Source organism: Brevibacterium yomogidense, assembly GCF_900163715.1.
GTDB lineage: Bacteria > Actinomycetota > Actinomycetes > Actinomycetales > Brevibacteriaceae > Brevibacterium > Brevibacterium yomogidense_A.
In genome coordinates, this window is record NZ_FWFF01000006.1 from 1 (window position 1) to 24,692 (window position 24,692).

Genomic DNA, 24,692 nt, shown 5'->3' on the forward strand with positions numbered 1-24,692 from the left:
GGTCTGAGGGGTGGGCCAGTGCCCCTGTGAGGGACCTGAACCCTCCCAGCCCCACTGGCCGCCGCCGGAGGGAGGAGGGGGCTGGCTCATGTCTGCGTCACTTCCGCTCGAGAGTCCTTCGCGACTGTGAAAAGTCCACATTCAGGATGGCTTTCGGCCATAGTATATGGCTGATGAGGCACTTGACCTAGTGCTGAGGCGAGCACGTCACTGCACGTGCGTGTGATGAAGGACTGCGATGACGACCTCTCCCGGAGAGCCGAAGCCGAGCGACGAACCTGACGAGCGGGGCGCCGCAGCCGGCGGAGGTGCCACAGGAGAGACTGCCGGCCCGGGCCCCGTGCCTCCGCGCCCCGGCAGTGCACCGCCGACACCGCCGCCTCCGGGACATGCTCCGGGCCACGAGCCCAACCAGCAGTCGGGTCAGTACTCGGGCCAGCAGCCCGGTCGCCATCCAGATCAGTACCCGGGCGCAGGTGCCTATGGCAGCCAGCCAGGAGCTTCCTCCTACGGCAGCCGGCCGCAGAGCGCCCACCCGGGAGTGCAACCGCCGCCCGTCCACCCCGGTGGGCTGCCCTTCCATCCCGGATCGCAGCACCCCGGCATGCAGCCGCCGGTGGGCGGCTATCCCCAGCAGACCCAGCCGGCGCAGCGACCCTTCTCCCAGGGTCCGCTGGGCGTCCTGGCCCACGGGGTGACCTGGCGGACCGCACTGGTCCCCGCTGGCATCGCGCTGCTCACAGGCATCGTCGTCTCGATCATCGTCTCCGCGCTGCTGACGTCCATGGCGGACCTGTCCTCCATGACGGAGGAGTTCGGGATGAGCGGAGGGTCGGTCGGGTACACCCTGCCGTTCGTCCTTCTGGCCCTGGCCCTCGGAGGTTCAGGGGTCGTCCGTGTGAACGCCGACTTCGACGGCGTCGTGGGGCTGGACGGGGCGATGCACATCGCAGGCGCCCCTCTCCTCATCAGCATCGTGACCGTGGGACTGCTGTGGTGGCTGACCAAGCGCAGTGAGGCGAGATTCCCGTCGCCCCACAGGGCCGCGACCTGGCTGCGGATCGGCATCACGTCGCTGGCCTTCACCCTCGTAGTCTTCCTGCTCCAGCTCATCTTCGCCGCGCGCCTGTCGATCTCGGAGTCGGGCGGGACCGCCGCCCTCGAATTCTCCGCCGTGACGGCGAGGACCTTCTTCCTGCCCCTCCTCGTCGTCCTCGTCACGACTGCCTGGGCGCGAGTGGCCGGGCACTTCAAGGGCACCGAGGCGATCGGTGCCCCGTTCCTGCGCTGGGTGGTCCCCGCCGGGCTCGTGGCCCTCGTCCACACTGCGATCGCTGTCGCCGTCTTCGCAGTCATCGCGCTCTTCGTCCTGCCGCTCTCGTTGGACATGCCGTGGCAGACCGTCCCGCTCCTGTTCGTGAATGCGGGTGCGGTCCTCACCTCGATCGTCCACCTGGGCGGTGTATCCGTGGCGGCAGAGGGCGCACTGGCCGATTTCACGGACGGTGTGTCGTCATCGGTGACGCTCTTCAGCGAGCACACGCCGGGGATCCTCTGGCTGGGTCTCCTGGTCGTCGTACTGTCCGTGCTCCTGGCAGCCCTGGTGTCGACGGTGACCCGCCGTCCGCACTGGACCGTCGCGGCCGGTGATCCGCAGCAGTGGTCGTCGGCGTGGCGCGCACCCGTCGCGCTGCTCGTGCTGTGGGGACTCCTGTCGCTCCTCGTCCTCCCGATCCGGGTGACGATGGTGGGCTCCGGTGAGCTGATGGAGGAGTTCGGGGGCAGCGGCGGGCTCCGTGCGGGGGTCGGTGCACTGCCCTGGTCGTTCCTCCTCTTCGCCGTGTGGGGCGTGATCATCGAGGTGCTGTCGCGGACCGTGGGCCCCCGCCTCGTCATGAGCCTTCCCGCGCTCACCAAGTTCCTCGCCGGACGTGCGATCCACCCGTACTGGGGGCAGACCCTCGGCATGGATGAACCGCGCGGCGCACTGATCCATCCGGACATCGCCGCGGAGATGGCAGCGCGCGCACAGGCCGCACCTCCCGTGCAGGCTCCCGCTGCTCCCGCTGCTCCTGGTACGGCTCCCACCTACGACAGCCCTCCTCCGCCGGGGTACCCCGCACCGGGACCGAACCCCGCGGGGCACGGTGCCCCCGCCCAGCCCTTCGACAAGCGGAAGGCGACGATCATCGGGGTCGTCGCCGGTGCACTCGTCGTCGCGCTCGTGGGCGGGATCATCGTCGTCACCCAGCTCAACGGCCGCATGTTCGGACCGGAGGCGGTGGCGGAGAAGTACTTCTCCGAGCTGTCCGACGGCGATGCGGACGGTGCCCTCCGCGTCGCCGACGTGAATGTGCCCGCGGAGCAGCGCACGCTTCTCACGAACGATGTCCTGCGTGCCGCAGAGGCGCTCCCACAGGACGTCACCATCGAGGACTCCCAGGTCAGCGATGGCAGTGCCACTGTGGATGTCAGCTACGACATCGGCGGAAGCAAGAACTCCGTGACGCTGAGCCTGCGCAAGGCAGGTAAGAAGGCGATGTTCTTCGATGACTGGAAGCTGGAGTCCCCGGACCTCTACAACCTGTCCGTGGGGGCACCGGGACTCGACACCGTGAAGGTGAACGGCGTCGATGTCCCCACCAGCGGGGGAGGCGTCGAGCTTCCCGCGTTCCCCGCGCTCTACACGGTCGGCCTGGCTGAGGAGTCGGAGTTCGTGGAAGCCGCGGCCGTCCAGTCCCGGGTGTTCTTCACCGGTGCCGACGGCGACGGCGAAGCCACGGTCCTCGCGGCGGAACCGACGGACGCTTTCCGCAGCGAGGTCGAGTCTCAGGTGAAGACGCTCATCGACACGTGCGCCGCGAAGACGGACGCGGAGCCGGACGGCTGCCCGTTCGCATCGTACGGATCCACGTACATGGACGATCTGGGCGACATCGTCTGGTCCATCGAGTCGTACCCGACGGTCACAGTGACCGGTGACGACTACTACGGCTTCGGGGACTACGACGGCGAACAGGCCGCGTGGTGGGTCACCAGCGAATCGCCGGGCGAAGCGCTTGTGACCGGCACCTACACGGACTATTTCGACGATACCGAGACGTTCGACGAGACGGTGACGTTCGACATCAGCGGCACCGCGGAGATCGTCGATGGAAAGGTCGTCGTCAACGTCGACCCTGACGGCTCCGGCTTCTACTGACGCTCAGCCGCGCAGACGGTCGGCCAGGGCGTGGAACGACCGGCTGGCGGTGCCGAACCGGTGCAGTGTCATCGAGACGGCCTGCTCGTGGACGTAGTGCCGCAGTTCGACCTCACCGGAACCGGTGACGGGACCCTCCAGGATCGCGACCTCCGGCCGTTCGATGGTGGCCTGCCGCAGCGCATCCTCCACCTCACCGACCACCCGGATTCGCGCACCGACCGTGTCATCCACGTCGCCGCCGGCCACGCGGGCCGCGAACGCGTCCGCGGACTCGACGACGGCCTCGGCGGTGGCGTCGACGTTCGCGGCGCCCGCGTGCACCGCCTGCTCCGACAGGCTCCACGCGAGGGGAGCGCCCGCGGTCGCTGCGGCGTGCGCCAGTCGTGCGAGGACCTCGGGCGCCACGGGGTCCGTCACCCGGACGGTCACGGGGCGGGGCAGCAGGCGGAGGATGTTCGCCTCCGATTCCAGGCCCGTGGGGTCCGTCGGCTTGCCCATCGTCGCCCACGCACGCCGGTCCGATTCCTGCGCGGCCGTGAGCCAGGCTCCCGCGTCCTTCGGCGCACCCGCCGCATCGTGCCACGTGCCGAACTGCATGAGGTAGCGGGGACCGCCGGCCTTCGAACCCAGCCCGACGCTCGACTTCTTCCAGCCGCCGAACGGCTGCCGCTGGACGATCGCGCCGGTGATGCCGCGGTTCACGTAGGCGTTGCCCGCCTGGACCTCGTCGAGCCACTGGGCCGCCTCGTCCGCATCGAGCGAGTGGATGCCGGCGGTCAGCCCGAAGTCGACCGCGTTCTGCAGCTCGATGGCCTCCTCCAGGGAATCCGCCCGCATGAGGCCGAGCACGGGCCCGAACACCTCGGTGAGGTGGAAGTGCGACCCCGGTGCCACCCCCGTCTTGATGCCCGGCGACCACAGGCGGCCCGTGTCATCGAGGCGCTGGGGCTCCAGCAGCCACTCCTCGCCCGGTTCCAGCGTGGTGAGCGCGCGGAGCAGCTTGTCCTCCGGCTCGATCGTGAGCGGCCCCATGCTCGCCGCGTGCTCCTGCGTGCGGTCCGCGCCCTGAGGCCCGGACGCTGGCCAGCCGACGATCAGCGAGGAGGCGGCATCGATCAGCTGGTCCCGGAACCTGCGGGAATCCGCGACGGACCCGACGAGGATTCCCAATGAGGCTGCCGAGCACTTCTGCCCCGCGTGGCCGAAGGCCGAGGCCACGAGGTCTGCGACGGCCAGATCGCGGTCCGCGGACGGAGTGATGACGAGCGCGTTCTTGCCGGACGTCTCCGCCGCGATCGGCAGATCGGCGCGGAACGACTTGAAGAGCATCGCGGTCTCGGACGCGCCGGTGAGGATGACCCGGTCGACGTCGGGATGGGAGACGAGGGCCCTGCCCACTCCACCCTCCGTGGGCCGGACCAGCTGCAGGACGTCCGCGGGCACACCCGCATCGTGCAGGCACTCGATGATGAGCGCGGAGCAGCGCGGCGTGGGAGAGGACGGCTTGTGGATCGCCGACGCTCCGACGGCCAGTGCCGCGACCGTCGATCCGGTGGGGATCGCGACGGGGAAGTTCCACGGCGGAGTGATCACGACGACGCGGTCCGGCGCGAACCGGGCACCGTCGATCTGCTCGAGCTCCTGTGCGCGCAGCGCGTAGTAGCGGAGGAAGTCGATCGCCTCGGAGACCTCCGGGTCGGACTGGTCGGGTGTCTTGCCGACCTCGTCGGCCATGACCGCGAGGAAGTCGCCGCGGCGCGCCCCCATGATGTCCGCCGCCCGCAGCAGGACGCGTCCGCGGTGCTGGGCGCCGGCCTCCTGCCACGCGGTGGATGCGGTGCGGGCGCGTGCGACGACCTCGTCGACCGCGTCTGCGTTCGGCAGGGAGATGGCCGCGGGGGAGGAGCGCGTGGCTCCGTCGCGGTGGTCGGTCCACCACGCACGGTTCGCGGGCAGGGCCGGATCCGTGTCCGGCTCGTTCCGGAACACGTCCGGCAGGACCGGAAGGACCGCCGCCGAGGCCCCGGCCGAGGAGGACTGGCCGTCGCCCGGCTGGACGGTGCCGGCGGCGGGGGAGCCGCCCGGCTGGGCGGTGCCGGTGGTGGGGGAGCCGCCCGGCTGGGCGGTGCCGGTGGTGGAGGAGGTGCGAGCGGCCTCGGCGGCGGCTTCCTGCGCGCGGTCCTGTGTGCGACGCCTGCGGGGAGGTGCGTCGTCGTCCGTGGCGATCGTGTCGGTGAGGATGCCGATCGCCGTGCGGAACCGGTCCTCCTCCCGCCGGAAGATGTGGTTGCCGTTGCGCAGCTCCGTGATCCCGGACATGAAGTTCTCCGGGGACGAGTTCTCGTCCAGGCGCCTGACCAGGTACGACACAGCCGCGTCGAAGTGGTCCGGGTGGACGGCGGGCACGTAGAGGCGGATGTCGCCCACGTCGCGTCCGATCGCGGCGGCCTCCGCACGCGCCATGCCCTGGAGCATCTCGAATTCGACGGCGTCGTCCACGCCGCGGGCACGCGTGAGTTCGTGGGCGAAGGCGATGTCGAAGATGTTGTGGCTGGCCACGCCCATGCGCAGGCCGTCCAGGTGCTCGCGCCGCAGGACCCAGTCGAGGACCCGCTTGTAGTTCGCGTCGGTGTCCTCCTTCGACGGGCACACCGTCACGGGCCATCCCGCGAGCTCGCCGTGCACCTGTTCCATCGGCAGGTTCGCGCCCTTGACGAGGCGGATCTTGATGCCCGCACCGCCGCGGGCGACGCGCTCGGCGGCGAAGGCGGAGAGCCGCTGGACGGCATCCAGCGCGTCCGGCAGGTACGCCTGGATGACGATGCCGGCCTCGTAGTGGAGCAGCTCCGGCTCGCTCAGCAGGCGGGTGAAGACCGCGATCGTGAGCTCGAGGTCCTGGTACTCCTCCATGTCGAGGTTGACGAAGGCGGTGCCGGCGGGCTGGGAGGCGGCGAAGCGCAGCAGCGGGCGCAGGCGCTCGCACACCATGTCCGTGGACTCCTCGAATGCCCACAGGTCGATCTGGGACGCGATCGACGACACCTTCACGGACACGTAGTCGACGTCGTCGCGGTGGAGGAGGCGCTGGACCTCGTCGGTGTGGTGCTGAGCCTCGGCCTCGCCGAGCACCGCCTCGCCCAGCAGGTTGACGTTGAGCTTGGATCCGTCGGCGCGCAGGGTACCGACCGCTCTGCCGAACGGACCCGGCCGGGCGTCGACGATCATGTGGCTGAGCATCTGGCGCATCCGCGCCCGGGCGGCGGGCACGACGACCTGGGGGATGACGGGGGCGAGTGCCGCGCCCGCGCGGATCTGCGCGCGGTCCAGTGCGGGGAGGGACGCGGGTGCGTCCTCCGCGATGTCGACGAGCGCGGCACCTGCGGCGTGAGGGTCCTCCGTGCGGATCACCCGGTCGACGAATCCCACGGTGAAGTCGACGCCCCCCTCGTCGCCGAGGACCGCGGCGAGCCGGTCCGCGCCCGGGTCCTTGACCTGCAGGCCGGAGGCGACGCGCAGCCAGCGGCGCGAGGTGTCGACGGCGCGATCGGCGATCTCGGTCAGCTCCGCGATCCGGGCGGTCGGCGAGCGGTCTGCGTCGGTGGTCGCGGAACTGGTGACTGGGGTGCTGGTGGTCGCGGCGCTGGTGACAGTGGCACTGGTGACTGCGGGGCCGGCAGTGTCGGAGCCGGTCGTGGGCCGTGTGGTGGGGGTGCGTGTCTGCATGGTGCTCTCCTCTGCTGCGTCCTCGTCAGCTGTCCGAGCCGGATCCGCGCTGAGCCGCGGTCCGCGTGTGACTCCAGTGTGGGCGCGATGCCGTGCGTCGGTCACGGTGCGCGGGCGCGACCTGCCGTGAATGAGTCATAATTGATCGCATGGCGACGGATGCGGTGGGGGCGGCGCGCGGTCGGCCCCGGATCCAGGAGACCGCGGACACTGCAGTGGCACGGATGCTGGCCGGGGCGGGTGAGTCCGTGGATGGTCCCGCCTGGTCGACGAGGTCGCTGGCGGAGCGCATCGGGTTGAGCCAGACGATCGTGTCCCGTGCGGTGCGGCGGTTGGCGGACGGCGCGGCCGAGGCCGGGAACGGGGCATCCGCGACTGCCGGACCGCGGTCCGCGGGTTCGCCCGCTCGTGCGTCGGCGGGCCGCCGCCTCATCCTCACCGCCGTCGAGGTCGACGGCCATGCGTGCAGGACGACCTTCGACATCGACCCAGGAGCGGAGCAGGCCGTCTCCTCGTCCGGTCCGCGTGTGCACAGGCGTCGGCGCGCAGCCTTCCGTGCGGCGCTCCACGTGCTCGGCGTCTCTGAGCCGCCTGGGCTGGGGGAGGACCTCGTGGATGCGGTCGAGGTGCCGCTGGGTGCACTCGCGGCTCTGGCGGACGCGGTGGGATCGGGCGATGCGGGTCGCTGGGTGTCGTGGAGGCCGCTGCCGGACGCTGCTGAGGCGGCCGACCGGGGTGGGGTGCTGGATCCGACGCGGGACGGCGAGGAGACTTCCGAGGTCCGGCGGACTTCTGACTCACGGAGGGATCTGGGTGCCTGGATGCCCCGTGCAGGGGTGTCTGTGACGGAGATGCTCGCGGTGCGACTGCGCGACGCGATCATCGCCTCCGACCTGCGCCCAGGGGACCCTCTGACCGGCGCCTACGCCGCACGCCTGCTGGATGTCCCCCGATCCGTGGCCGCCGACGTGCTCCGGAGGATGGTCGACGACGAACTGCTGGACGGCAGTCGTGGGGACGTGCGGATCCCCCTGGCATCCGCGAACGACGTCATCGAGCTCTACGCCGCACGCATGCTCCTGGGCGACGTGCTGCTCCGCGCGGCCTCGTCGCGGCCCCGCCGCCATCTGCTCCGGGCGCGGCGCGTGCTCGACGCCATCGCGGAGGGGGCGGCCACCGGCGCCAACGTGGGCGACGCGGACCTGCGGTTCCAGCAGGAGGTGGCCCGGGCCTCGGGCCTCGAGCAGACGGTGAGGCTCTTCGAATCCTCGACGGTGCGCGTGCGCATGCTCATCGCAGTCCTGCGCATGGACTACGCGCGCACGGCGCACAGCATCCTGGCGGACGACAGGCGGATCCTCGCGGCGCTGGTGGCGGGGGACCCGGACGGGGCGGTGCGGGCGTGGCATCGGAAGACCGATGCGGCCGTCCGCCACATGCACGGACGCGCGCGTCACGCGGCGTTCGACGTTGGGCTGTGGCGCCTGCTCACCGCGCTGTGAGTAGTCGGTTCACCGCTCTGTGGGGCGTCTGTTCCCCTCGGTGTGAGGCGCTTGCTCCCCCTGGTGTGAGGCGACGCTCCCCTCGGTGTGAGAGGTGCGCGCGCGGCACCTAGGATGTGATGCGGAATACACTTCACGCGCGTCGCGGCCCCGTCCTCCGGCGCGCAGACCCGAGCAAGGAAGCAGGTCCTGATGCCCGAATCCCCCACAGTGCTGTGGCGCCCCGATCCCGCGACCGTCGAAGCCTCGCAGATGCGGGAGTTCCAGAGGCTCATGGGGGAGCGCCACGACGCGCCCCAGGGCGACTACGCAGAGTTCTGGCGGTGGACGATCGATCGGCTCGACGTCTTCTGGGAGGAGATCATCGAGTACGCCGGCGTCGTGTGGGACCGCGGAGACGGATCGGTGCGCGACGGCGACACCATGCCTGATGTCCGCTGGTTCCCCGGCGCCCGCATCAACTACGCGGAGAACCTGCTGCGGTGGTCCCACGAACGGGGCGACGAGCCGGCGATCATCGGCCGCCACGAGGACGACCGCCGCGAGGTGCTCACGTGGAACGAGGTGCGCGGACAGGTCGGTGCGTTCGCCGCCCGCCTGCGGGACTGGGGCGTCGGACCGGGGGACACGGTCTGTGCAGTCCTGCCGAACCTGCCCCAGACAGTCGTCGCGCTGCTCGCGACGGCCACGGTCGGTGCGGTCTGGTCGGTCGTCAACACCGACTTCGGGCAGCAGGGCGTGGCGGAGAGGTTCGCGCAGATCGAGCCGACGGTGCTCGTCACCGCGGATTCCGTCCTCTTCAACGGCAAGACCATCGACCTGCTCCCGAGCGTGGACGAGCTGCTCGACGTGCTCCCGACCGTCACCCACCACGTGCTGATCGACCAGGCGCCTGTCGAGCAGGAGTCTGCGGAGCAGGAGTCCGCTGAGCAGGTGCCGGCTGGGGACGGCCCGGCGGAGGATGCGAGCGCTCAGCACGGGCTCCTGGAAGAGCTGCGCGTGCCGTCGGCGCTGTACTCCACCATCGTCGCCTCGCCGCAGGAGCCGGAGTTCGAGCGGGTCGAGTTCTCCCACCCCCTGTGGGTCCTCTACTCCTCGGGCACGACGGGCAAGCCCAAGGGCATCGTCCACGGACACGGCGGAGTCGTGGTCGAGGCGAATCGCGCGAACATCCTCCAGTACGACGCGCGCCCGGGCGACATCCAGTACTCGGCCGTGGCCACGACCTGGGTGGTCTGGAACCTCATCGTCAACGCGCTGAGCCGCGGCGTCACGATCGTCACGTACGACGGAGCGCCGTTCGCGGGTGGACCGCACCGGCAGTTCGACCTCCTCGCGTCGGAGAACGTCACGCACTTCGGGACCGGTGCCGCGGTCCTGTCGACCGCTCAGCGGCTGGGGTACTCGCCCAAGGCGGACTACGACCTCTCCGGGCTGAAGTCGATCCTGTCGACCGGCTCACCGCTGCCGGACCCCACGTGGGACTGGGTGTACGAGCACATGAGCGAGACGGTGAAGCTGGGTTCGGATTCCGGGGGCACGGACATCGCGAGCGGCTTCATCGGATCGAACCCGACTGCGCCCGTGGTCCGCGGCCGGCTGCAGGGGCCGTACCTGGGCGTGGCGGCGGATTCGTGGAACACCAGCGGCGAGTCGGTGACGGGGGAGCTGGGCGAGTTCGTCGTCACCGCCCCGATGCCGTCGATGCCCGTGGGGTTCTGGAATGACACGGACGGCTCCCGGTACCGCGAGGCGTACTTCGACGCCTTCCCCGGAGCGTGGCGCCACGGGGACTGGGTGACGCGGCACGAGGACGAGAGCTACGTCATCCACGGTCGGTCCGATTCGACGATCAACCGCGGTGGGATCCGCATGGGCTCTGCCGACATCACGCAGATCGTCGATCGGGTCGACGGAGTCGCCGCCTCCATGGTCATCGGGGCGGAGCTGCCGGGCGGCGAGTACTACATGCCGCTCTTCGTCGTGCCGAGCAGTGGTGGCGCGGTGGATGACGGACTGGCGGTGGATGACGGACTGCAGGAGCGGATCGTCACGGCCATCCGGGAGCAGCTCTCGCCGCGGTACGTCCCGGACGAGATCATCGCGGCACCGGGGGTGCCGACCACCCGCACCGGGAAGCTGCTGGAGATCCCCATCAAGCGTCTGCTCCAGGGCGGCGATCCGCAGTCTGTGAACCGGGATGCCGCCGCGGACACGGTCGTGCTCGACTGGTACATCGACTTCGCCACGAATCGGGGATGACTCGATGGCTGCGGGTGTGGTGACTCGATGGCTGCAGGTGGAGGGGCGCGCCACTTAACAGGAAGGCTTGTCATGTGTAGCGTCGGGGACAACGCCACCACCTGCAGAAGGAGAGTGCCATGTCAGACACATCGATCGCCGTCACCCGGATACTGGATGCGACCCCGGATGCGATCTTCGACGTCCTGTCCAACCCGGAGCGCCATCACGAGATCGACGGTTCGGGAACGGTCGTCTCCGATGACCACACCGATCGGGTCCAGGCCGTCGGCGACGTCTTCCGCATGAATATGTCCACGGAGGCGATGGGCGACTACCAGACCGACAACCACGTGATCGGCTTCGACCAGAACAAGCTCATCGCGTGGAAGACCGCTCCGGCGGGCGAAGAGCCGCCGGGCTGGCAGTGGGTGTGGGAGCTGAACGCGACGGACTCCTCGACGACGGAGGTGACTCTCTCCTACGACTGGTCGGCGATGGATCCGAAGCTGGCGCAGAAACTGGGAATGCCAGTGATCTCCCACGATGACCTGGAGGCCTCGCTCAAGAAGCTCGGCGCAACCGCCGGACCGTGAGACGACGGTGACCGCGCAGCGCCCCGGACGATGAGTCCGGGGCGCTGCGTGTGTCAGCCTTCTGTATCGGCCTCCTGTGTCAGCCGCGTCGTGTGAAGGTGAGTGCGGCGACCCCGACGGCGATCAGCGTGATCGCCAGCCCGAGCGCCATCACGGAGTCCGCGCCGGTGCGGGGCAGCGACGTGGGGACGGGCTCGTCCTCGGCTGTGTCACGCGGTGCATCATGCGGCGTAACCGGGGTCTCCGTCTGTGGGGGAGCCTCAGTCGCATCGGGAGTTCCGGGAGCCGTGGTCTCGTCGGGGACCTCTGTCGCGTCGGGTGTGCCGTCCGGCGATTCGGGTGCGTCGGGGGTCTCTGGTGCGTCTGGTGCCGGGGGTGTCTCCGGGGCCTCGGTCGGTGCCGGCGGTGCGGTGGTCGGAGGCTCCTCGGGCTCCTCGGACGGCTCATCCGATGGTTCTTCGGAGGGCTCTTCAGCAGGTTCCTCCGAGGGTTCGGGCTCGCTGGTGGGGGCGGGCGGCTCCGGTGTCGGCGAGGGTGTGGGCAGCGTCGTCGGCCGAGGCTTCGGGACCTCGACGCGGGGCGGCTCCGTCTCCTCGGGCTGCGGCGGGCGGTCGTAGACCGCCTGAGCGGTGGCGCTCGTCGGTTCCCCGGCTGTGACGACGGCCTGCACGCGGTCGGAGCCGAGGCCTCGGGGGCGGTGCAGTTCGACCGTCGTCGCCGGCAGGTCACCCGCCGACGCGTCGACGGTGACGCTGTCCGCGTCGAGGTCGGTGAGGGCGACGACCGTCGGCTGCTCGGCTGTGACGACGCTGTCCACAGCGGTGCGTGCGCCGGTTGCGCTCACGTCCACGCGGTGGCCGGTCATCGGCTCACCCGATGCGCTGGTGAGCGACACGACGGCCTCCACCGGGAATTCGGACGTCAGCGGGCTCGCGTCGTCAGTGGACGGCGCATCGGCCTCGTCGGCAGCGACCTTCGTCGCGCTGCCCGCCTCAGACCCCATCGCCTCATCGTGCAGTGGCGGATCGGCCTGCCGGTCGAGGGCTCGGAACGTGCGCACGCGGATGTCCACGGACAGGGTGTAGGGCCCTGCGAACAGCTCTGCATCCTCCTCGATCGCTGCGAACTCCGCGGCGGTGTCCGCGAAATCGGCGCCCAGGTCGGACGGGTGGCCCGGTGGGATCTGGTGGCGGTGGGGGATGTCCTCATCGAGTCGGACCAGTGCGGACAGCGCCGCCTGGACGTGTCCGGATTCGGACTGCGCGTGCTCGTCGAGCGCCCATGCGGACTGGGCGGATGTGATCGCCTCTCCCTCCTGGTCGTCGTCGAAGTGCCGGGTGTGGGGTGTCTTGAGACCCGCGTCCACGCAGTAGGCGAACTCGTCGGGGAACGTCCGATACGCGCCGTACCAGGTGCGTCCCTCCTCAGCGGTGTACCACTGGCCCGGCCCCAGGATGCTGTCGACGGACCGGCCGAGCATCCATGTCCCCTCCTGCGACCCGGCGAGCTGCGGGTCGGAATCGCCGGCGAGGTGAGATGTGCTGTTCAGCTGATGGGGTGAGTGGGCCGCAGCCGGAGCGACGGCGGGGGAGGCGACGAGAAGACCGGTGAGCAGTGCTGCACAGGCGGTGCGGGCAGTCGGACTGAGGTGCATGCGTGGTGTCATGACGCCATTCGACTGGCCCGGAGCCATCGGGGACAGACTCGCTGCGGGGCTGTGGACAGAGCGGTCGTCGTCCACAAGTCGACGTGCGCACCGTGGAGCCGTCGCGACCGGGTGCTGTGACCTCGAGTCGGGCGGAAGAGTTCGGGCGGAAGAGCGCTGCGACGTCGTCGCGCAGGGCCGATTCAGTGCGGGAACACGCTCGGGAGTACAGTCGGAGTGTTGCGGTACGTGCGGCACCCCCGTGCTCGCGACGTGCCCCCAGAACCGACCTGCATGTGAAGAGGCGAGGGTTTCGATGACCACACCCACGGACAACGCTGACGTCGTACTGATCGGCGGCGGCATCATGAGTGCAACGCTCGGTGCGCTGCTCAACGACCTGCAGCCCGACTGGGACATCCGCGTCTACGAGAAGCTCGACTACGTCGCCCGTGAGAGCTCCCACGCGTGGAACAACGCGGGCACCGGACACGCGGCGCTGTGCGAGCTCAACTACTCTCCGCGGGGCGCGAACGGTGACATCGACATCACCAAGGCCGTCACGATCAACGAGCAGTTCCATCAGTCGCGCCAGTACTGGTCCTTCCTCGTGAAGGAAGGGATCATCGCGGATCCGTCGACGTTCATCAGTCCCGTTCCCCACATGTCGTATGCACGCGGGGACAAGGGCCGCGACTACATCCGCGATCGCTACGAGACGATGGTCAGGAACCCGCTCTTCGCGGACATGGAGTACACCGACGACGCAGCGAAGCAGGCCGAATGGCTGCCGCTCATGTTCGACAACCGCGGACCCGGTCAGGTCAACGGTGTGTCGAAGGTCAGCCTCGGCACAGATGTGGACTTCGGTTCGCTGACGCGCCAGCTGCTGGGCCACGTCGAGGACAACGGGGTGCAGATCCGCACGGCTCACACCGTGACGGACCTCGAGCGCTCAGCCGACGGGTGGAAGGTCTCCGTGCGCGATGACCGTGCACGCGAGACGACAGAGGTCAACGCGAAGTTCGTGTTCGTCGGTGCCGGTGGCGGAGCGCTCCACCTCCTCCAGAAGTCCGGCATCGCGGAAGGTCGCGGCTACGGCGGCTTCCCCGTGTCCGGACTCTTCCTCCGCACCTCCGATCCGGAGCTGGTGGACCGCCACCACGCGAAGGTGTACGGCCAGGCCGCGACGGGTGCTCCGCCGATGTCGGTGCCCCACCTGGACACCCGCGTCATCGACGGCAAGAGCTACCTGCTGTTCGGCCCCTACGCCGGCTTCTCGCCCAAGTTCCTCAAGGGCGGAAGCCTCCTTGACCTCCCGACCTCCGTGCGCGGGAACAACCTCCCGGTCATGCTCAATGTGGCGAAGGACAACTTCGACCTCGTCACCTACCTCATGAGCCAGCTGGCGGAGTCGAAGAAGGGACGCTTCCAGGCGCTCGAGGAGTTCACTCCCGAGGTCGATCCGGAGAAGTGGGACCTCATCACCGCCGGACAGCGAGTGCAGGTCATGAAGCGCGATCCGCAGAAGGGCGGTGTCCTGGGCTTCGGCACGGAGGTCGTCTCCGCAGCCGACGGCTCGATCGCCGCGCTGCTGGGCGCCTCGCCGGGTGCCTCGACCGTCACGTCGATCATGCTGGGCCTGCTCGAGCGCTGCTTCCCGCAGCAGTACGCGAGCTGGGAGCCCCGCCTCAAGGACATGGTCCCGTCGCTCGGTCGCCAGCTGCACGAGGACGAATCGCTCCTCAAGGAGATCTCCGACTACTCGGCGGGCACTCTGCAGATCGGCTGATCAGCTGGAGGTCGCGCTCACCCGCCCGAGGCCCCGTCGTCCGACAGGACGGCGGGGCCTCGACGTTGCTGAACCGGCACGTGGTGCGGAGCGCCGTGTCAGGCGGCGACCGTAGACTTGCGACTGACCAGAGCCCGGCGAGCGTTCGTCGGGTGGCGAGACGGCCCGAAGGACAGAGGATGACGAACGGGTGGAACGACCCCCGCACGCAGCAGCCGGGGAGCGAACAGGGACCGCCTCCGGGTGCCGGGGGAGCTCCCCGGCAGCCTGTCGTGCAGCCGCCTCCCGTGCAGCAGGTGAACCAGCAGCACGGCTCGCAGCCGGGTCCGGGTCAGCCGGGCTCTGCGCAGCATGTTCCCGGCCAACAGCATCCCGCCATGCAGCAGGGGCCGGGCCAGCCAGGTCCAGGTGCTCCCGGGCCTGTCCAGCATGGTCAGCCCGTCCAGCCTGGTCAGCCGGGCCACCCTGCTCAGCCGGGCCCCGGCCCGCACCCTCAGCAGGCACGGTTCCAGCCTCCCGCCCAGCAGCCCCCGGTGCAGCAGCGACCCGCGGCCCAGCACGCGCCGATGCAGCACGCGCCGATGCAACCCGGCTACCAGCAGCGACCTCCTGTGCAGCAACCCGTTGTGCAGCAACCTGCCATGCGGCAGCAGATGGGTGGTCCGCAGTTCGGCTCTGCTATGGCGCCTGGTCACCCCCATGCGCAGCCGCATGTGATCCAGCAGCACCCCGGGGGACCCGCCAACGCCTCGTGGACCACGCAGTTCACGGTGCGTTCGAATGATGTGAACCCCCACAAGACGCGGAACATCATCCTCCTGATCGCGGGGATCCTGCTCACCGCGGCGCTGGGCATCGCGCTCTTCTTCATCATCCTCTTCCAGTCGATCGCCTTCAGCGGCGTCGGATTCGTCATCCTCCTGCTGTCCGGGATCCCGCTCGTGGCGATCATCGGCACCGTGCTCCTGCTCGACAGATGGAAGCCGCAGCCGTTCCTCCTCATGGCCTCGTGCGTCCTCTGGGGCGCGGTCGCGTCTGTGGTCATCACCCTCGTGGGACAGCTGATCTTCGGCGTCGCCGCATTCGCACTGACCGGGATCGACACCTCGAGCCCGGTCATCAGCGCGGTCGTGATGGCACCGGTCTTCGAGGAGACCGCCAAGACGGTGTTCCTCGTCGTGATCGTCCTCGCCGCTCGGAAGTTCTTCGAAGGCCCGCTGGACGGCTTCATGTACGGCTCGCTCATCGGTGCGGGCTTCGCCTTCACGGAGAACCTGCTCTACCTCAACAGCGCATACGCAGACGCCCAGGCCGGCGGCCTCATCGCCCTCTTCTTCGTCCGCTGCGTGATGAGCCCGCTGCTCCACTCGAGCTTCACGGCGCTCGCGGGACTCAGCATCGGCTTCGCCGCTCGCCGCGGCAAGTGGTGGATGGCTCTCCTCATGTGGGTCCCGGGGCTCATCGCCGGCATGCTCCTCCACGCGGCCTGGAACGGCGCGGCGAGCCTGCCCCTGTCGGGAGTCATGAGCCTGATCGTCATGCTGGCGATGTCGCTCATCATCGCCGTGCTCTGGTGGTCGACCGCGTTCTTCCTCTGGTACCGGGAGACGAAGACCGCCCGCGAGTCGCTCATGCGCTACGCCGGCGCCGGCTGGCTCACCGAAGAGGAGGCCAGGATGCTCGGCACGTGGAGCGGCCGCCGTGCAGGTCGCCGATGGGCGCAGGGCCCGGCACGCGGCCACATGAAGGCGATGATCCGCGTCGCCGCGAGCCTCCCCTCCGTCCGTGACAGGGTCGAAGCCGGGGTGGGTGGTCCCGCGGAGAAGGAGTACGAGGTCTTCCTCCTCAACCGCCTCGTCGCCGAGCGCAGGTCGATGATGAGGGCGATGGGGCTGCCCGCACAATGACCGCATTCGACGTCGCCCTGATCGTCTTCGCCGTCCTCGCGGGGGCGGCGGGGTGGTCTCAGGGTCTCGTCGCCGGGGCGAGCACGCTGGTCGGCTTCGTCGTGGGTGCTGTCATCGGGCGTCTGGCCGGTCCGCCGCTCGCGGATCTCGCGGTCGAGCAGGGGATCGCGTCCGAGGCCGGGGCCTCAGGACTGGCGACGCTGCTGCCGCTGATCCTCGGGATCGCCTTCGCCTGCGGCGGGGGGTGGACCGGGGCGACTCTCAAGACCGCGCTGGGGGATGGCCTGGGCCGCGTCGTCGATGCTGTGGGCGGTGCGCTCACGGGGGCTGTCGCGTTCTTCCTCATCGTGTGGCTGGTCGCCGGTTGGGTGCGCACGACGCCGCTGGTGGCCGCGAACGAGGCCGTGGCGGAATCGCACATCGTGTCCCTCCTGGACCGGATCGCTCCCGTCACATCCGCCGAGGCCGTCGGCGCCATCTCGCAGGCACTCGCCACGAATGGGTTCCCCCAGGTGTTCGCTGGGGAATCGGAGCGCATCCGGTCCGTGGGAGAACCTGACCCGGCCATGATCGACGTGGGGCGGGAGATGGAGGACCGGACAGTGCGGGTGACGACGACGGCGTCGCAGTGCCCTGCGCTGCAGTCCGGGTCCGGTTGGGTCTTCGACGATGACCTGGTCATGACCAATGCGCACGTGGTGTCGGGGTCGACCGGGCGGATCGTCCAGGTGGGCGGTGCCGGACAGCCGTACAAGGCCGAACTCGTCGTGCTGGATGCCGCGCGCGACATCGCTGTCCTGAGGGTCCCGGGACTGGACGCGCAGCCGCTGGAGCTGGGAGACCCGCTCGCCGCCGACGACGACGCGGTGGTCGTCGGGTATCCGGAGAACGGGCCGTACACGATCTCACCGGCGCGCGTGCGTGAAGCAGTGACTGCGCAGGGCCTCGACATCTACGACGAGGACACGGTCCTGCGCGACGTGTATGCGCTGCGTGCGGTCGTCCGCTCGGGGAACTCGGGGGGTCCGCTTCTCGATGACGAAGGCAGGGCCGTCGGCATGGTCTTCGCACGATCGGGGGAGGATCCGGAGACCGGGTACGCGCTCACGCTCTCAGAGATGGAAGAGGCGCTTGCCGAGGGCCGCAGCGCTGAGGAGCGCGTGCCGGTGGGCGGCTGCACGACGCAGTGAGGCGGCTGCACCACGCAATGAGTCGGCGGTGCTGTGGCGTGAGCAGTGCTGTGGCACCAGTGGCGCTGAGCCGGCACCGGCGAGTCGTCTCGGAGCCGTGCTGCGCGCTCAGAAGTCGTAGGAGACGAGAAGGGCCCGGTGATCGCTCGTCCCGCGGTCCTGGACCTCGTCGCCGACCGGTTCGAGGCCTCGGCTCAGGGAGTGGTCCAGCCGCGTGAGGGGGAACTTCGACGGCCAGGTGAAGCCGAAACCGCCGCCCGTGGCCTTGCGGGAATCGGTGAGATCGTCGGTGAGCTCGGAGAAGTACCGGTCCGTGGACGACGCATTGAAGTCGCCGGCGACGATCACGCGCTCCGCCGAGTCGTTCTCGACGCGGTCTGCCATCGTCGTGAGCGCCGCGTTGCGCAGTGCTTCCTGACCGGGCCGCACGGACGGCAGGTGCACGGCGTAGAAGCGGACGTCACCCTGGTCGGTGCTGATGGTGGTCGCGAACGCGCGGGTCCACGAGAGGCCGAGGTCGACCTCCTCAGCCTCGCTCATCGGCCAGTCCGACCAGACGCCGACGGATCCCTCGACCTGCGAGTGGGCGTAGTGGGAGTCCATCTGGTCCTGGATGATCTGCCCGGACACCGACTCGATCTCCTGGATCGTGACGATCTCCGGATCCTGCTCGATGATGTTGAGCGCGGTCGCGGACGGTTCGGGAAGGCGGGCTCCCACGTTTTGCGTCGCGATCGTGAAGTCCGGGTCGACCGGATCGCTCGAGGGGCGGAGGAACGGCCAGAACATCGACGCCCACACGACGACGGGGATCAGGACTCCGGCGATCGACAGCAGTGAGAGTCGGAAGAGGGCGATGAGGAGCAGGAATGCGATCAGCACCCACGACCACGGCAGCATGCTGTCGACGATGAGGGCGAGCCCACGGGTCGTCGGCACAAGACTGTGCATGGCGAGCATGGCTGCCAGGACGATCCCGCTCGCAAGGATGAGTACCCCTCTGTAGGGGGAACGGCGCGGCGAAGTCACCCGGAGATTCTATGTCGCGATTCTGGAGTGATGCTGGGCGCTCGATGCCTGCTGGCCGTACGGGCTCTCTACCGGTCAGCCGCGACCGGGGCCGACCAGCCAGCCGCCACCAGCCAGCCGCGCACAGAAGGTCAGTAGCTGGCGCGCGCCTGCCAGACCGCGACGTCGGGGTGTTCGTCGTAGCGGTAGCCCGTTCCGCGGATCGTGCGGACGATCGACGAGTAGCCGCCCAGCCGGCGGCGGAGGCGACGCACGTGCACGTCGACGGTCCTCACGTCCGGCCGTTCGCCGCCTTCGGTCCACAGCGCATCGATGAGGTCTTCGCGGGACAGCGTGCGTCCGGTGTTCGCGACGAGGGTCGCGAGCAGGTCGAACTCCTTGTTGGTGACGGTCACGAGAGCCCCGTCGGTGTGGACCTCGCGGCGGGGGATGTCGATGCGCACGGGAGCGTGCTCATTCGGATGCGACTTGGACCGGATGGCGGGCTTCGCAGGTGAGGCGACAGCGGTGAAGGGTGCGGGAGAGCCCTGGTGCGCAGGAGCCGGCAGGTCCTCGCGGTGGGCCGGAGGGCTGAGTCGGGAGGGGATGCGCTGGCGGACCGGGCCGTGCATTCCGGCGGGGCTGCCGGTGGCGGCCTGGGACCCGTTGGACACGGCGCGCACAGCGTCGATGTCGCTGCCGAGGCCGTCGGGGGCGAGAGCGATGATGGCCTGCGTCTCCGCCGCTGCGGCCAGCTCGGTCACCTGGTCCTTGAGTGCCTGTGCGATCTCCGTGAGGTTCGTGCCCTCTGCCGCCGCCTTCGCTTCGTCGAGACCGACGTAGAGGACGATGCCACGTGCCGCGCGCGGGCCGGCGGACACTCCTGACGGTCCGTAGGTGCGGGGGGCCGTCTGCGGGTCGATGGGGGTCAAACGAGCTCCGGTTCGGCGTGCGGCGCGGGCACTGCGCGGGTGGATGGGGGTGGGCTGGGGTGCGGCGGCGCTCATGGTTCTCCTGGAACGACGGGATCTGTGCGGCGGACAAATGGGCATCCGCGGTGTGCGCTGTGGAAGACCTCGTTCGCGACCGGCACAGCAGCTGTCAGTGGGCGCCGCGAACGCATGGCATCGCCATTCTGGGAACGGGGGATCGCGCGATCCCGCATCGTGTGGAGACTGACTGCATGACTGCCATTGTCATCGCGACTCGGTGAAGAAGCAAGACATTTGTGACGTTATATGACGCAGTATGACGCGTGGAGTCGCCCGTATGCCGCCCTATGAATGCCGAAGACGCCCCAGAGGCGACTCTGGGGCGTCTTCGGCGAGTGGCTGGGCTGTGCTCCTCAGACGATGCCGTAGAGGCGGTCGCCGGCGTCGCCGAGCCCGGGGACGATGTACCCCTTTTCATTGAGGCGCTCGTCCAGCGCGGCGGTGTGGACGGTGACCTCGGTGACGCCCCGGTACTTGTCCGCGATCGCCTCGACGCCCTCGGGGGCGCTGACCAGGCAGACTGCCGTGACGCTGGAGACGCCGCGCTCCAGCAGGAAGTCGATCGCCATGGCCAGGGTGCCCCCGGTCGCGAGCATCGGGTCGAGGACGAACACCTGCCGGTCGGTGAGGTCCGCCGGAAGGCGCTCCGCATAGGTGTGGACGTCGAACGTCTCGTCGTCCCGGACCATCCCCAGGAACCCGACCTCGGCGGTGGGCAGCATCTTGAGCATGCCCTCGAGCATGCCCAGGCCGGCGCGCAGGATCGGGACGACCACGGGGCGGGGAGCGGTCAGCGCCGTGCCGGTCGTCGTGCTCACCGGAGTGGTGACCTCCTTGGGCTCCGTGCGGATCCCACGAGTCGCCTCGTAGGACAGCAGCATGACGAGTTCGTCGGTGAGCGTGCGGAACCGGGACGAATCGGTCTGCTCGTCCCGCAGGACGGTGAGCTTGTGGGCGATGAGGGGGTGATCTGCGACGTGGAGGTCCATGGGTGCGAATCTACCGGAGGGCGCTCGATCCGGCAGTGACATCCGCGGCGAATCGGCGACAATGGAGGCATGTCGTACTTCACTGCAGTGATGTCCCGGACCGATGACGGCTTCCGTCTGCTCGACCTCGTGGTCGAGGACGTGGCGGACCTCGCGGAGCTCGCCGATCTCATCGACGGTGCCGGTGACGGCTCCGCAGACGGCGACGCGATCGCGGTGATCGAGCATGAGGACGAGTGGTTCGCGTTCGTCCGCGTGGTGGGGGAGGAGGCGACCGTGTTCCTGTCCGACGTGCGGGCTGCAGCGCATAGCCCGTATGCGGACCTGTTCGCGGACTACCTCGACTCCCAGCCGGACGAGTACGAGGAGGATGACGTCGTCGATCCGGACGAGGAGCTCGAGGAGGATTCCGACGACGAGGATGAGGACGAGCCGCAGATGCTCGACTTCGAGGCGCCTCCGCTGTGGAGCGGCGATGCCAGCCTGTTCGCGGGGGACGGGGTGCAGGCCGCCGAGCTGCTGGACCAGCTCGAGCGCCACAGCTCCGACCCTGCGCGCATCGTCGCGCACGTGGGCGAGGCTGTGGGGTTCGCGGAGGTCCTGGAAGCATCGCGCTGACCTCCATGACGTCATCGGACAGTGCTCCCGGGCTGTCGGCCGGGCCGGTGCCGCGCGCGGGCCTGGCGCCGCTGCCCGAGCACGAGGCGTGGATGAGGATGGCGCTCGCCGTCGCCGCCGAGGCCGCCGCCTCATCCGATGTGCCCGTCGGTGCCGTGGTGGTCGACTCGGACGGTGCCGTGCGAGGGCTCGGGCACAACGTGCGGGAGGCCGTCCACGACCCCACCGGGCACGCCGAGGTCGTCGCCCTGCGGGCCGCAGCCGCGGACCTGGGTCGCTGGCGGCTGGACGGCACGGTCCTCGTGGTCACGCTCGAGCCGTGCGTCATGTGCACGGGTGCGGCGGTGGCCGCGCGTGTCGACGGGATCGTGTTCGGGGCCTGGGATGACAAGGCCGGAGCCTGCGGATCGGTGTGGGATCTGGCGCGCGACCGTGCGTCACTGCATCGCCCGACCGTCTTCGCCGGCATCCTGGCTGACGAATGCGCTGCGCTGCTCACCGACTTCTTCGCCGCGAACCGGGCCGCTGACTGATCCGGCTCGCTGAGTGTGCTGACTGGCACTGCTGACTGCCGTCGCAGCGGCGTGTTCCAGGTGCGTGCCGCAGCTCACGGCGACCGATTTGGGTGACGAGCCGCCGCGTGTGTACAGTTATCCGCGGTAGCGTGTCCGAGCGGCCGAAGGTGCGACACTCGAAATGTCGTGTAGGGCAACCCCCTACCGTGGGTTCAAATCCCACCGCTACCGCCATGTGAAACGCCGGGTCTCAAATATTGAGACCCGGCGTTCTCGCGTTCACCCGTCCAGGCGCTCGATCGACCTCCGCAGGCGCGCGATCCCCTCACCCATCCGGTCGACTGTCGTGCGGGAGAAGCTCAGCCGGATGTTCGTGTTGGGCCGTGAGTCCGCGAAGAACGGACCGCCGGGCACGAATGCGACGCCCTCCTCGACCGCGGAGGCCGCCAGCTGCTTCGAGTCGACGCCCGGGATCTCCAGCCAGGTGAAGAACCCTCCGCCGGGGCGCGTCCACGAGGCCCGCTCGCCCAGCCCGTCCGTGAGCGCATCCATGAGTCCCGCGCAGCGTGCCGCGTAGGCGCCGCGCAGCACCGGCAGGGACGCCGCGTAGTGGCCCTCCGCGATGTAGGACTCGAGGATCGTCTGCCCCAGGGCGCCCGCGCACTGGTCCGTGTTCGTCTTCGCCTGCGCCATCGCGTCGATGACGGTCGCGGGTCCGCAGGCCCAGCCCATCCTCGTGCCCGGTGTGAAGGTCTTCGAGAACGTGCCCATCTGCACCGTGACGTCCGGGCCCAGTGCGTAGAGCGAATCGATGTACGAGCCGTCGAACGCGAGGTCGCGGTATGCGACGTCCTCGAGCACGAGCAGGCCCAGCCGCCGGGCGATCTCCACGACCTCGCGGCGCCGCTCGAGCGACAGGCGGAGCCCGGACGGGTTCTGGAAGTCGGGGATGACGTAGACGACCTTGGGCGGGTGGCCAGCCGCGCGCGCCTGCTCGTACGCCTCCTCGATGCTGGCCGGGATCAGCCCGTCCTCGTCGTTGCGCATCGAGAAGCAGACGCCGTCGTGCGACCGGAACACGCTGAACGCTCCCAGGTACGACGGGGCCTCGACGAGCACCGCGTCGCCGTGGTCGAGCATCGACTTCGACACCAGCGTGATCGCATCGACGCCGCCGGACGTGACGATCAGATCATCCGCACCCGGAGTGACGCCCTGCGTGCGGGTGACCTGCCCGCGCAGCACCTCGCGCAGCGACGCGATGCCGTAGTTGGGCGCGTACTGGAGTGCGACCTCGGGCTTCGACGCGATGGCCTTCGACGCGGTCTCGCCCAGCAGCTGAGTGTCGTAGAGGCTGGGGTCCGGGAAGCCGCCGGAGAAGTCGACGAGGTCGCCGCCGGCCGATGCCAGCGCCAGGATGGCGGACAGGTCGCTGGGGCCGCCCTGCGCACGTGCGGCGAGTCTGGGGTACCACTCATCGTGGGTGATCTCAGTCATGACCGCATCCTAGGGCCCGCGGTGGGTGCTGCCGTCGAGGTGCCCGCCGCCGAGGTCCCCCGCGGCAGGACGTCCGCAGTCAGGAATCCGCGGGCGAACCGCAGGAGGCCGGAGAAGGCGTCGACCTGCGCTGCGGGGTGGGAGAGGAAGAGGTCGTGCATCGCGCCGGGGATGCGGTTGAGCGCCACGGTCCTGCCCAGGTGGATGGACCGGCGGGCGATCGCGTCGACGTCGAGGACGATGTCCGTCGCCTCCATCTCCGGGTCGTATCCGATCTTCCGCAGGCTCTTCGTCGATGTCTGGACGAGGACCGGCGCGTCGATCTCCAGCCCATCCTCGACGGCCGCGTGGCCCGCGAAGATCGCGCGGATCCAGCCGGCGTACACGGGGAAGGAGTCCGTGGGCTTGAGCCGGGCGTCATACGGCAGGCGGCCGTGCGTCGCGGACGTCGCCACGACGGAGTAGTTCGGCATGTGGAGGCGCAGCGCAGTCGTGGCGGACCGTCCGCGGCCCAGGAACGGCTGGAGGATCTTGCGGATCGTGGTCGAGTACTGGAACTCGAGCCACGGGGAATTGAGCGTGATCCCGCTCAGGCGTCCGGGATTGCGGTCCGCCCACAGGACGGCGATGAGTCCCCCGGTGGAGTGTCCCGACACGATGATCCTGCGCCCGGGAGAGGTCTCCTCGATGACTGTGAGTGCGGCCTCGAGGTCCGCGTCGTACTCCGCGAGGTCCGTGATGTACCCCGGTCGCTGCACGTGCTCGTCGTCGTCCGGTCGGGGCGAGTGCGCCTTCTCGACGCGTTCGGGGTCGAGGTTCCGGCCGTAGCCGCGCAGGTCCAGTGCGTAGAAGTCCGCGCCCATGTGCGACCAGAATCGGGCGAGGTGCGCGTGGTAGAAGTAGTCCGACCAGCCGTGCAGGTAGAGGATCGCGACGTCGTCCAGGAGGTCGCGGGGCATCGAGTCCTCCAGCGTCGCCCAGGTGTCCCGGTCGATCGCCGCGCGGGGTGCCCCGGAGGCAGGGTCGTACGCGACGAGTGTGGCCTGCTCGTCATCCGGCAGCGGCAGGTCGAGGGAGCGGAAGCCCCCTCCCAGCACGTCGGGCCGCCACGCATGCGTGGCGCCGTATCCGCGCGGAGGGTGGTGGGCGTCAGGTGCGGTGGGCTCAGCATCCATACCTCCCAGTATCAGCCAATGCCGTATCAGCCGTGCCGTATCAGCCATGCCATCGGCAGGCCCCGGCCCCCGGGTCAGGGTGAGGTGGCAGAATCTA

At 69.6% G+C, this 24,692-nt stretch carries 16 protein-coding genes and 1 tRNA gene; 10 read left to right on the forward strand and 7 right to left on the reverse strand.

Features of this window, described 5'->3' with window-relative positions; translation table 11 throughout:
• The first annotated feature begins 238 nt into the window (after positions 1-238).
• Positions 239-3,202 carry a hypothetical protein gene (locus tag FM105_RS04895; RefSeq protein WP_256970236.1) on the forward strand — a complete coding sequence of 988 codons (2,964 nt, stop codon included), beginning with the start codon at positions 239-241 and terminating at the stop codon, positions 3,200-3,202.
• Between the two features lie 3 nt (positions 3,203-3,205).
• On the opposite strand, the gene FM105_RS04900 is transcribed toward FM105_RS04895, so the two are convergent.
• On the reverse strand, positions 3,206-6,928 hold the full coding sequence (locus tag FM105_RS04900) for a proline dehydrogenase family protein (protein ID WP_087005691.1): 3,723 nt from the start codon (positions 6,926-6,928) through the stop codon (positions 3,206-3,208).
• A gap of 149 nt (positions 6,929-7,077) precedes the next feature.
• Here FM105_RS04900 and FM105_RS04905 point away from each other — a divergent pair, with 149 nt between their 5' ends.
• The 3 genes from FM105_RS04905 (at position 7,078) to FM105_RS04915 (ending at position 11,267) form a co-directional block, all read left to right on the forward strand.
• Positions 7,078-8,430: a GntR family transcriptional regulator gene (locus tag FM105_RS04905; protein WP_087005694.1), complete on the forward strand. Its 1,353-nt coding sequence runs from the start codon at positions 7,078-7,080 to the stop codon at positions 8,428-8,430.
• A 192-nt stretch (positions 8,431-8,622) separates the two neighbouring features.
• On the forward strand, positions 8,623-10,692 hold the full coding sequence (locus FM105_RS04910; protein WP_087005697.1) for an acetoacetate--CoA ligase: 2,070 nt from the start codon (positions 8,623-8,625) through the stop codon (positions 10,690-10,692).
• A gap of 119 nt (positions 10,693-10,811) precedes the next feature.
• Positions 10,812-11,267 (forward strand): SRPBCC family protein, encoded by a 456-nt coding sequence (locus tag FM105_RS04915; RefSeq protein WP_087005701.1) that lies wholly within the window; start codon positions 10,812-10,814, stop codon positions 11,265-11,267.
• Positions 11,268-11,346: 79 nt separating this feature from the next.
• On the opposite strand, the gene FM105_RS04920 is transcribed toward FM105_RS04915, so the two are convergent.
• Positions 11,347-12,933 (reverse strand): hypothetical protein, encoded by a 1,587-nt coding sequence (locus FM105_RS04920; RefSeq protein ID WP_143275824.1) that lies wholly within the window; start codon positions 12,931-12,933, stop codon positions 11,347-11,349.
• Between the two features lie 295 nt (positions 12,934-13,228).
• Here FM105_RS04920 and FM105_RS04925 point away from each other — a divergent pair, with 295 nt between their 5' ends.
• The 3 genes from FM105_RS04925 to FM105_RS04935 all read left to right on the forward strand — a co-directional run bounded on the left by FM105_RS04925 (position 13,229) and on the right by FM105_RS04935 (position 17,801).
• Positions 13,229-14,704 carry a malate:quinone oxidoreductase gene (locus tag FM105_RS04925; RefSeq protein ID WP_087005707.1) on the forward strand — a complete coding sequence of 492 codons (1,476 nt, stop codon included), beginning with the start codon at positions 13,229-13,231 and terminating at the stop codon, positions 14,702-14,704.
• A gap of 641 nt (positions 14,705-15,345) precedes the next feature.
• Positions 15,346-16,611, forward strand: a complete 1,266-nt coding sequence (locus FM105_RS04930) for a PrsW family intramembrane metalloprotease (protein ID WP_179207072.1) — start codon at positions 15,346-15,348, stop codon at positions 16,609-16,611.
• Positions 16,608-17,801, forward strand: coding sequence for a MarP family serine protease (locus tag FM105_RS04935; protein WP_087005713.1), 1,194 nt, complete (start codon positions 16,608-16,610; stop codon positions 17,799-17,801). Before FM105_RS04930 ends, FM105_RS04935 begins: the two co-directional genes overlap by 4 nt.
• 108 nt (positions 17,802-17,909) lie before the next feature.
• Here FM105_RS04935 and FM105_RS04940 read toward each other — a convergent pair whose 3' ends face one another.
• The 3 genes from FM105_RS04940 to upp form a co-directional block, all read right to left on the reverse strand.
• A complete protein-coding gene (locus tag FM105_RS04940; RefSeq protein ID WP_087005716.1) occupies positions 17,910-18,830 on the reverse strand; it encodes an endonuclease/exonuclease/phosphatase family protein in 921 nt (306 codons plus the stop codon).
• A 131-nt stretch (positions 18,831-18,961) separates the two neighbouring features.
• Positions 18,962-19,816, reverse strand: coding sequence for a winged helix-turn-helix domain-containing protein (locus FM105_RS04945; RefSeq protein ID WP_179207073.1), 855 nt, complete (start codon positions 19,814-19,816; stop codon positions 18,962-18,964).
• Between the two features lie 338 nt (positions 19,817-20,154).
• Positions 20,155-20,790, reverse strand: coding sequence for a uracil phosphoribosyltransferase (gene upp / locus FM105_RS04950; protein WP_087005721.1), 636 nt, complete (start codon positions 20,788-20,790; stop codon positions 20,155-20,157).
• A 69-nt stretch (positions 20,791-20,859) separates the two neighbouring features.
• Here upp and FM105_RS04955 point away from each other — a divergent pair, with 69 nt between their 5' ends.
• From FM105_RS04955 to FM105_RS04965, 3 genes are all read left to right on the forward strand, one after another.
• Positions 20,860-21,408 (forward strand): tRNA adenosine deaminase-associated protein, encoded by a 549-nt coding sequence (locus FM105_RS04955; RefSeq protein ID WP_087005724.1) that lies wholly within the window; start codon positions 20,860-20,862, stop codon positions 21,406-21,408.
• Positions 21,409-21,413: 5 nt separating this feature from the next.
• Positions 21,414-21,941 carry a tRNA adenosine(34) deaminase TadA gene (gene tadA / locus FM105_RS04960; RefSeq protein ID WP_256970238.1) on the forward strand — a complete coding sequence of 176 codons (528 nt, stop codon included), beginning with the start codon at positions 21,414-21,416 and terminating at the stop codon, positions 21,939-21,941.
• A gap of 125 nt (positions 21,942-22,066) precedes the next feature.
• Positions 22,067-22,157 (forward strand) — tRNA-Ser (locus FM105_RS04965).
• Between the two features lie 45 nt (positions 22,158-22,202).
• On the opposite strand, the gene FM105_RS04970 is transcribed toward FM105_RS04965, so the two are convergent.
• A complete protein-coding gene (locus FM105_RS04970; protein WP_087005727.1) occupies positions 22,203-23,420 on the reverse strand; it encodes an aminotransferase-like domain-containing protein in 1,218 nt (405 codons plus the stop codon).
• Entirely contained in the window at positions 23,417-24,595 is a 1,179-nt protein-coding gene (locus tag FM105_RS04975; RefSeq protein ID WP_087005729.1) for an alpha/beta hydrolase, read from the reverse strand. The genes FM105_RS04970 and FM105_RS04975 overlap by 4 nt, the downstream gene beginning before the upstream one ends.
• Between the last annotated feature and the right edge of the window lie 97 nt (positions 24,596-24,692).

What these genes read in the sequence shown, in the direction of transcription:
- FM105_RS04895 (WP_256970236.1), top strand. Translation starts at nt 239, where the DNA reads ATGACGACCTCTCCCGGAGAGCCGAAGCCGAGCGACGAACCTGACGAG.
- FM105_RS04900 (WP_087005691.1), bottom strand. Translation starts at nt 6,928, where the DNA reads ATGCAGACACGCACCCCCACCACACGGCCCACGACCGGCTCCGACACT.
- FM105_RS04905 (WP_087005694.1), top strand. Translation starts at nt 7,078, where the DNA reads ATGGCGACGGATGCGGTGGGGGCGGCGCGCGGTCGGCCCCGGATCCAG.
- FM105_RS04910 (WP_087005697.1), top strand. Translation starts at nt 8,623, where the DNA reads ATGCCCGAATCCCCCACAGTGCTGTGGCGCCCCGATCCCGCGACCGTC.
- FM105_RS04915 (WP_087005701.1), top strand. Translation starts at nt 10,812, where the DNA reads ATGTCAGACACATCGATCGCCGTCACCCGGATACTGGATGCGACCCCG.
- FM105_RS04920 (WP_143275824.1), bottom strand. Translation starts at nt 12,933, where the DNA reads ATGACACCACGCATGCACCTCAGTCCGACTGCCCGCACCGCCTGTGCA.
- FM105_RS04925 (WP_087005707.1), top strand. Translation starts at nt 13,229, where the DNA reads ATGACCACACCCACGGACAACGCTGACGTCGTACTGATCGGCGGCGGC.
- FM105_RS04930 (WP_179207072.1), top strand. Translation starts at nt 15,346, where the DNA reads ATGCGGCAGCAGATGGGTGGTCCGCAGTTCGGCTCTGCTATGGCGCCT.
- FM105_RS04935 (WP_087005713.1), top strand. Translation starts at nt 16,608, where the DNA reads ATGACCGCATTCGACGTCGCCCTGATCGTCTTCGCCGTCCTCGCGGGG.
- FM105_RS04945 (WP_179207073.1), bottom strand. Translation starts at nt 19,816, where the DNA reads ATGAGCGCCGCCGCACCCCAGCCCACCCCCATCCACCCGCGCAGTGCC.
- upp (WP_087005721.1), bottom strand. Translation starts at nt 20,790, where the DNA reads ATGGACCTCCACGTCGCAGATCACCCCCTCATCGCCCACAAGCTCACC.
- FM105_RS04955 (WP_087005724.1), top strand. Translation starts at nt 20,860, where the DNA reads ATGTCGTACTTCACTGCAGTGATGTCCCGGACCGATGACGGCTTCCGT.
- tadA (WP_256970238.1), top strand. Translation starts at nt 21,414, where the DNA reads ATGACGTCATCGGACAGTGCTCCCGGGCTGTCGGCCGGGCCGGTGCCG.
- FM105_RS04970 (WP_087005727.1), bottom strand. Translation starts at nt 23,420, where the DNA reads ATGACTGAGATCACCCACGATGAGTGGTACCCCAGACTCGCCGCACGT.
- FM105_RS04975 (WP_087005729.1), bottom strand. Translation starts at nt 24,595, where the DNA reads ATGGATGCTGAGCCCACCGCACCTGACGCCCACCACCCTCCGCGCGGA.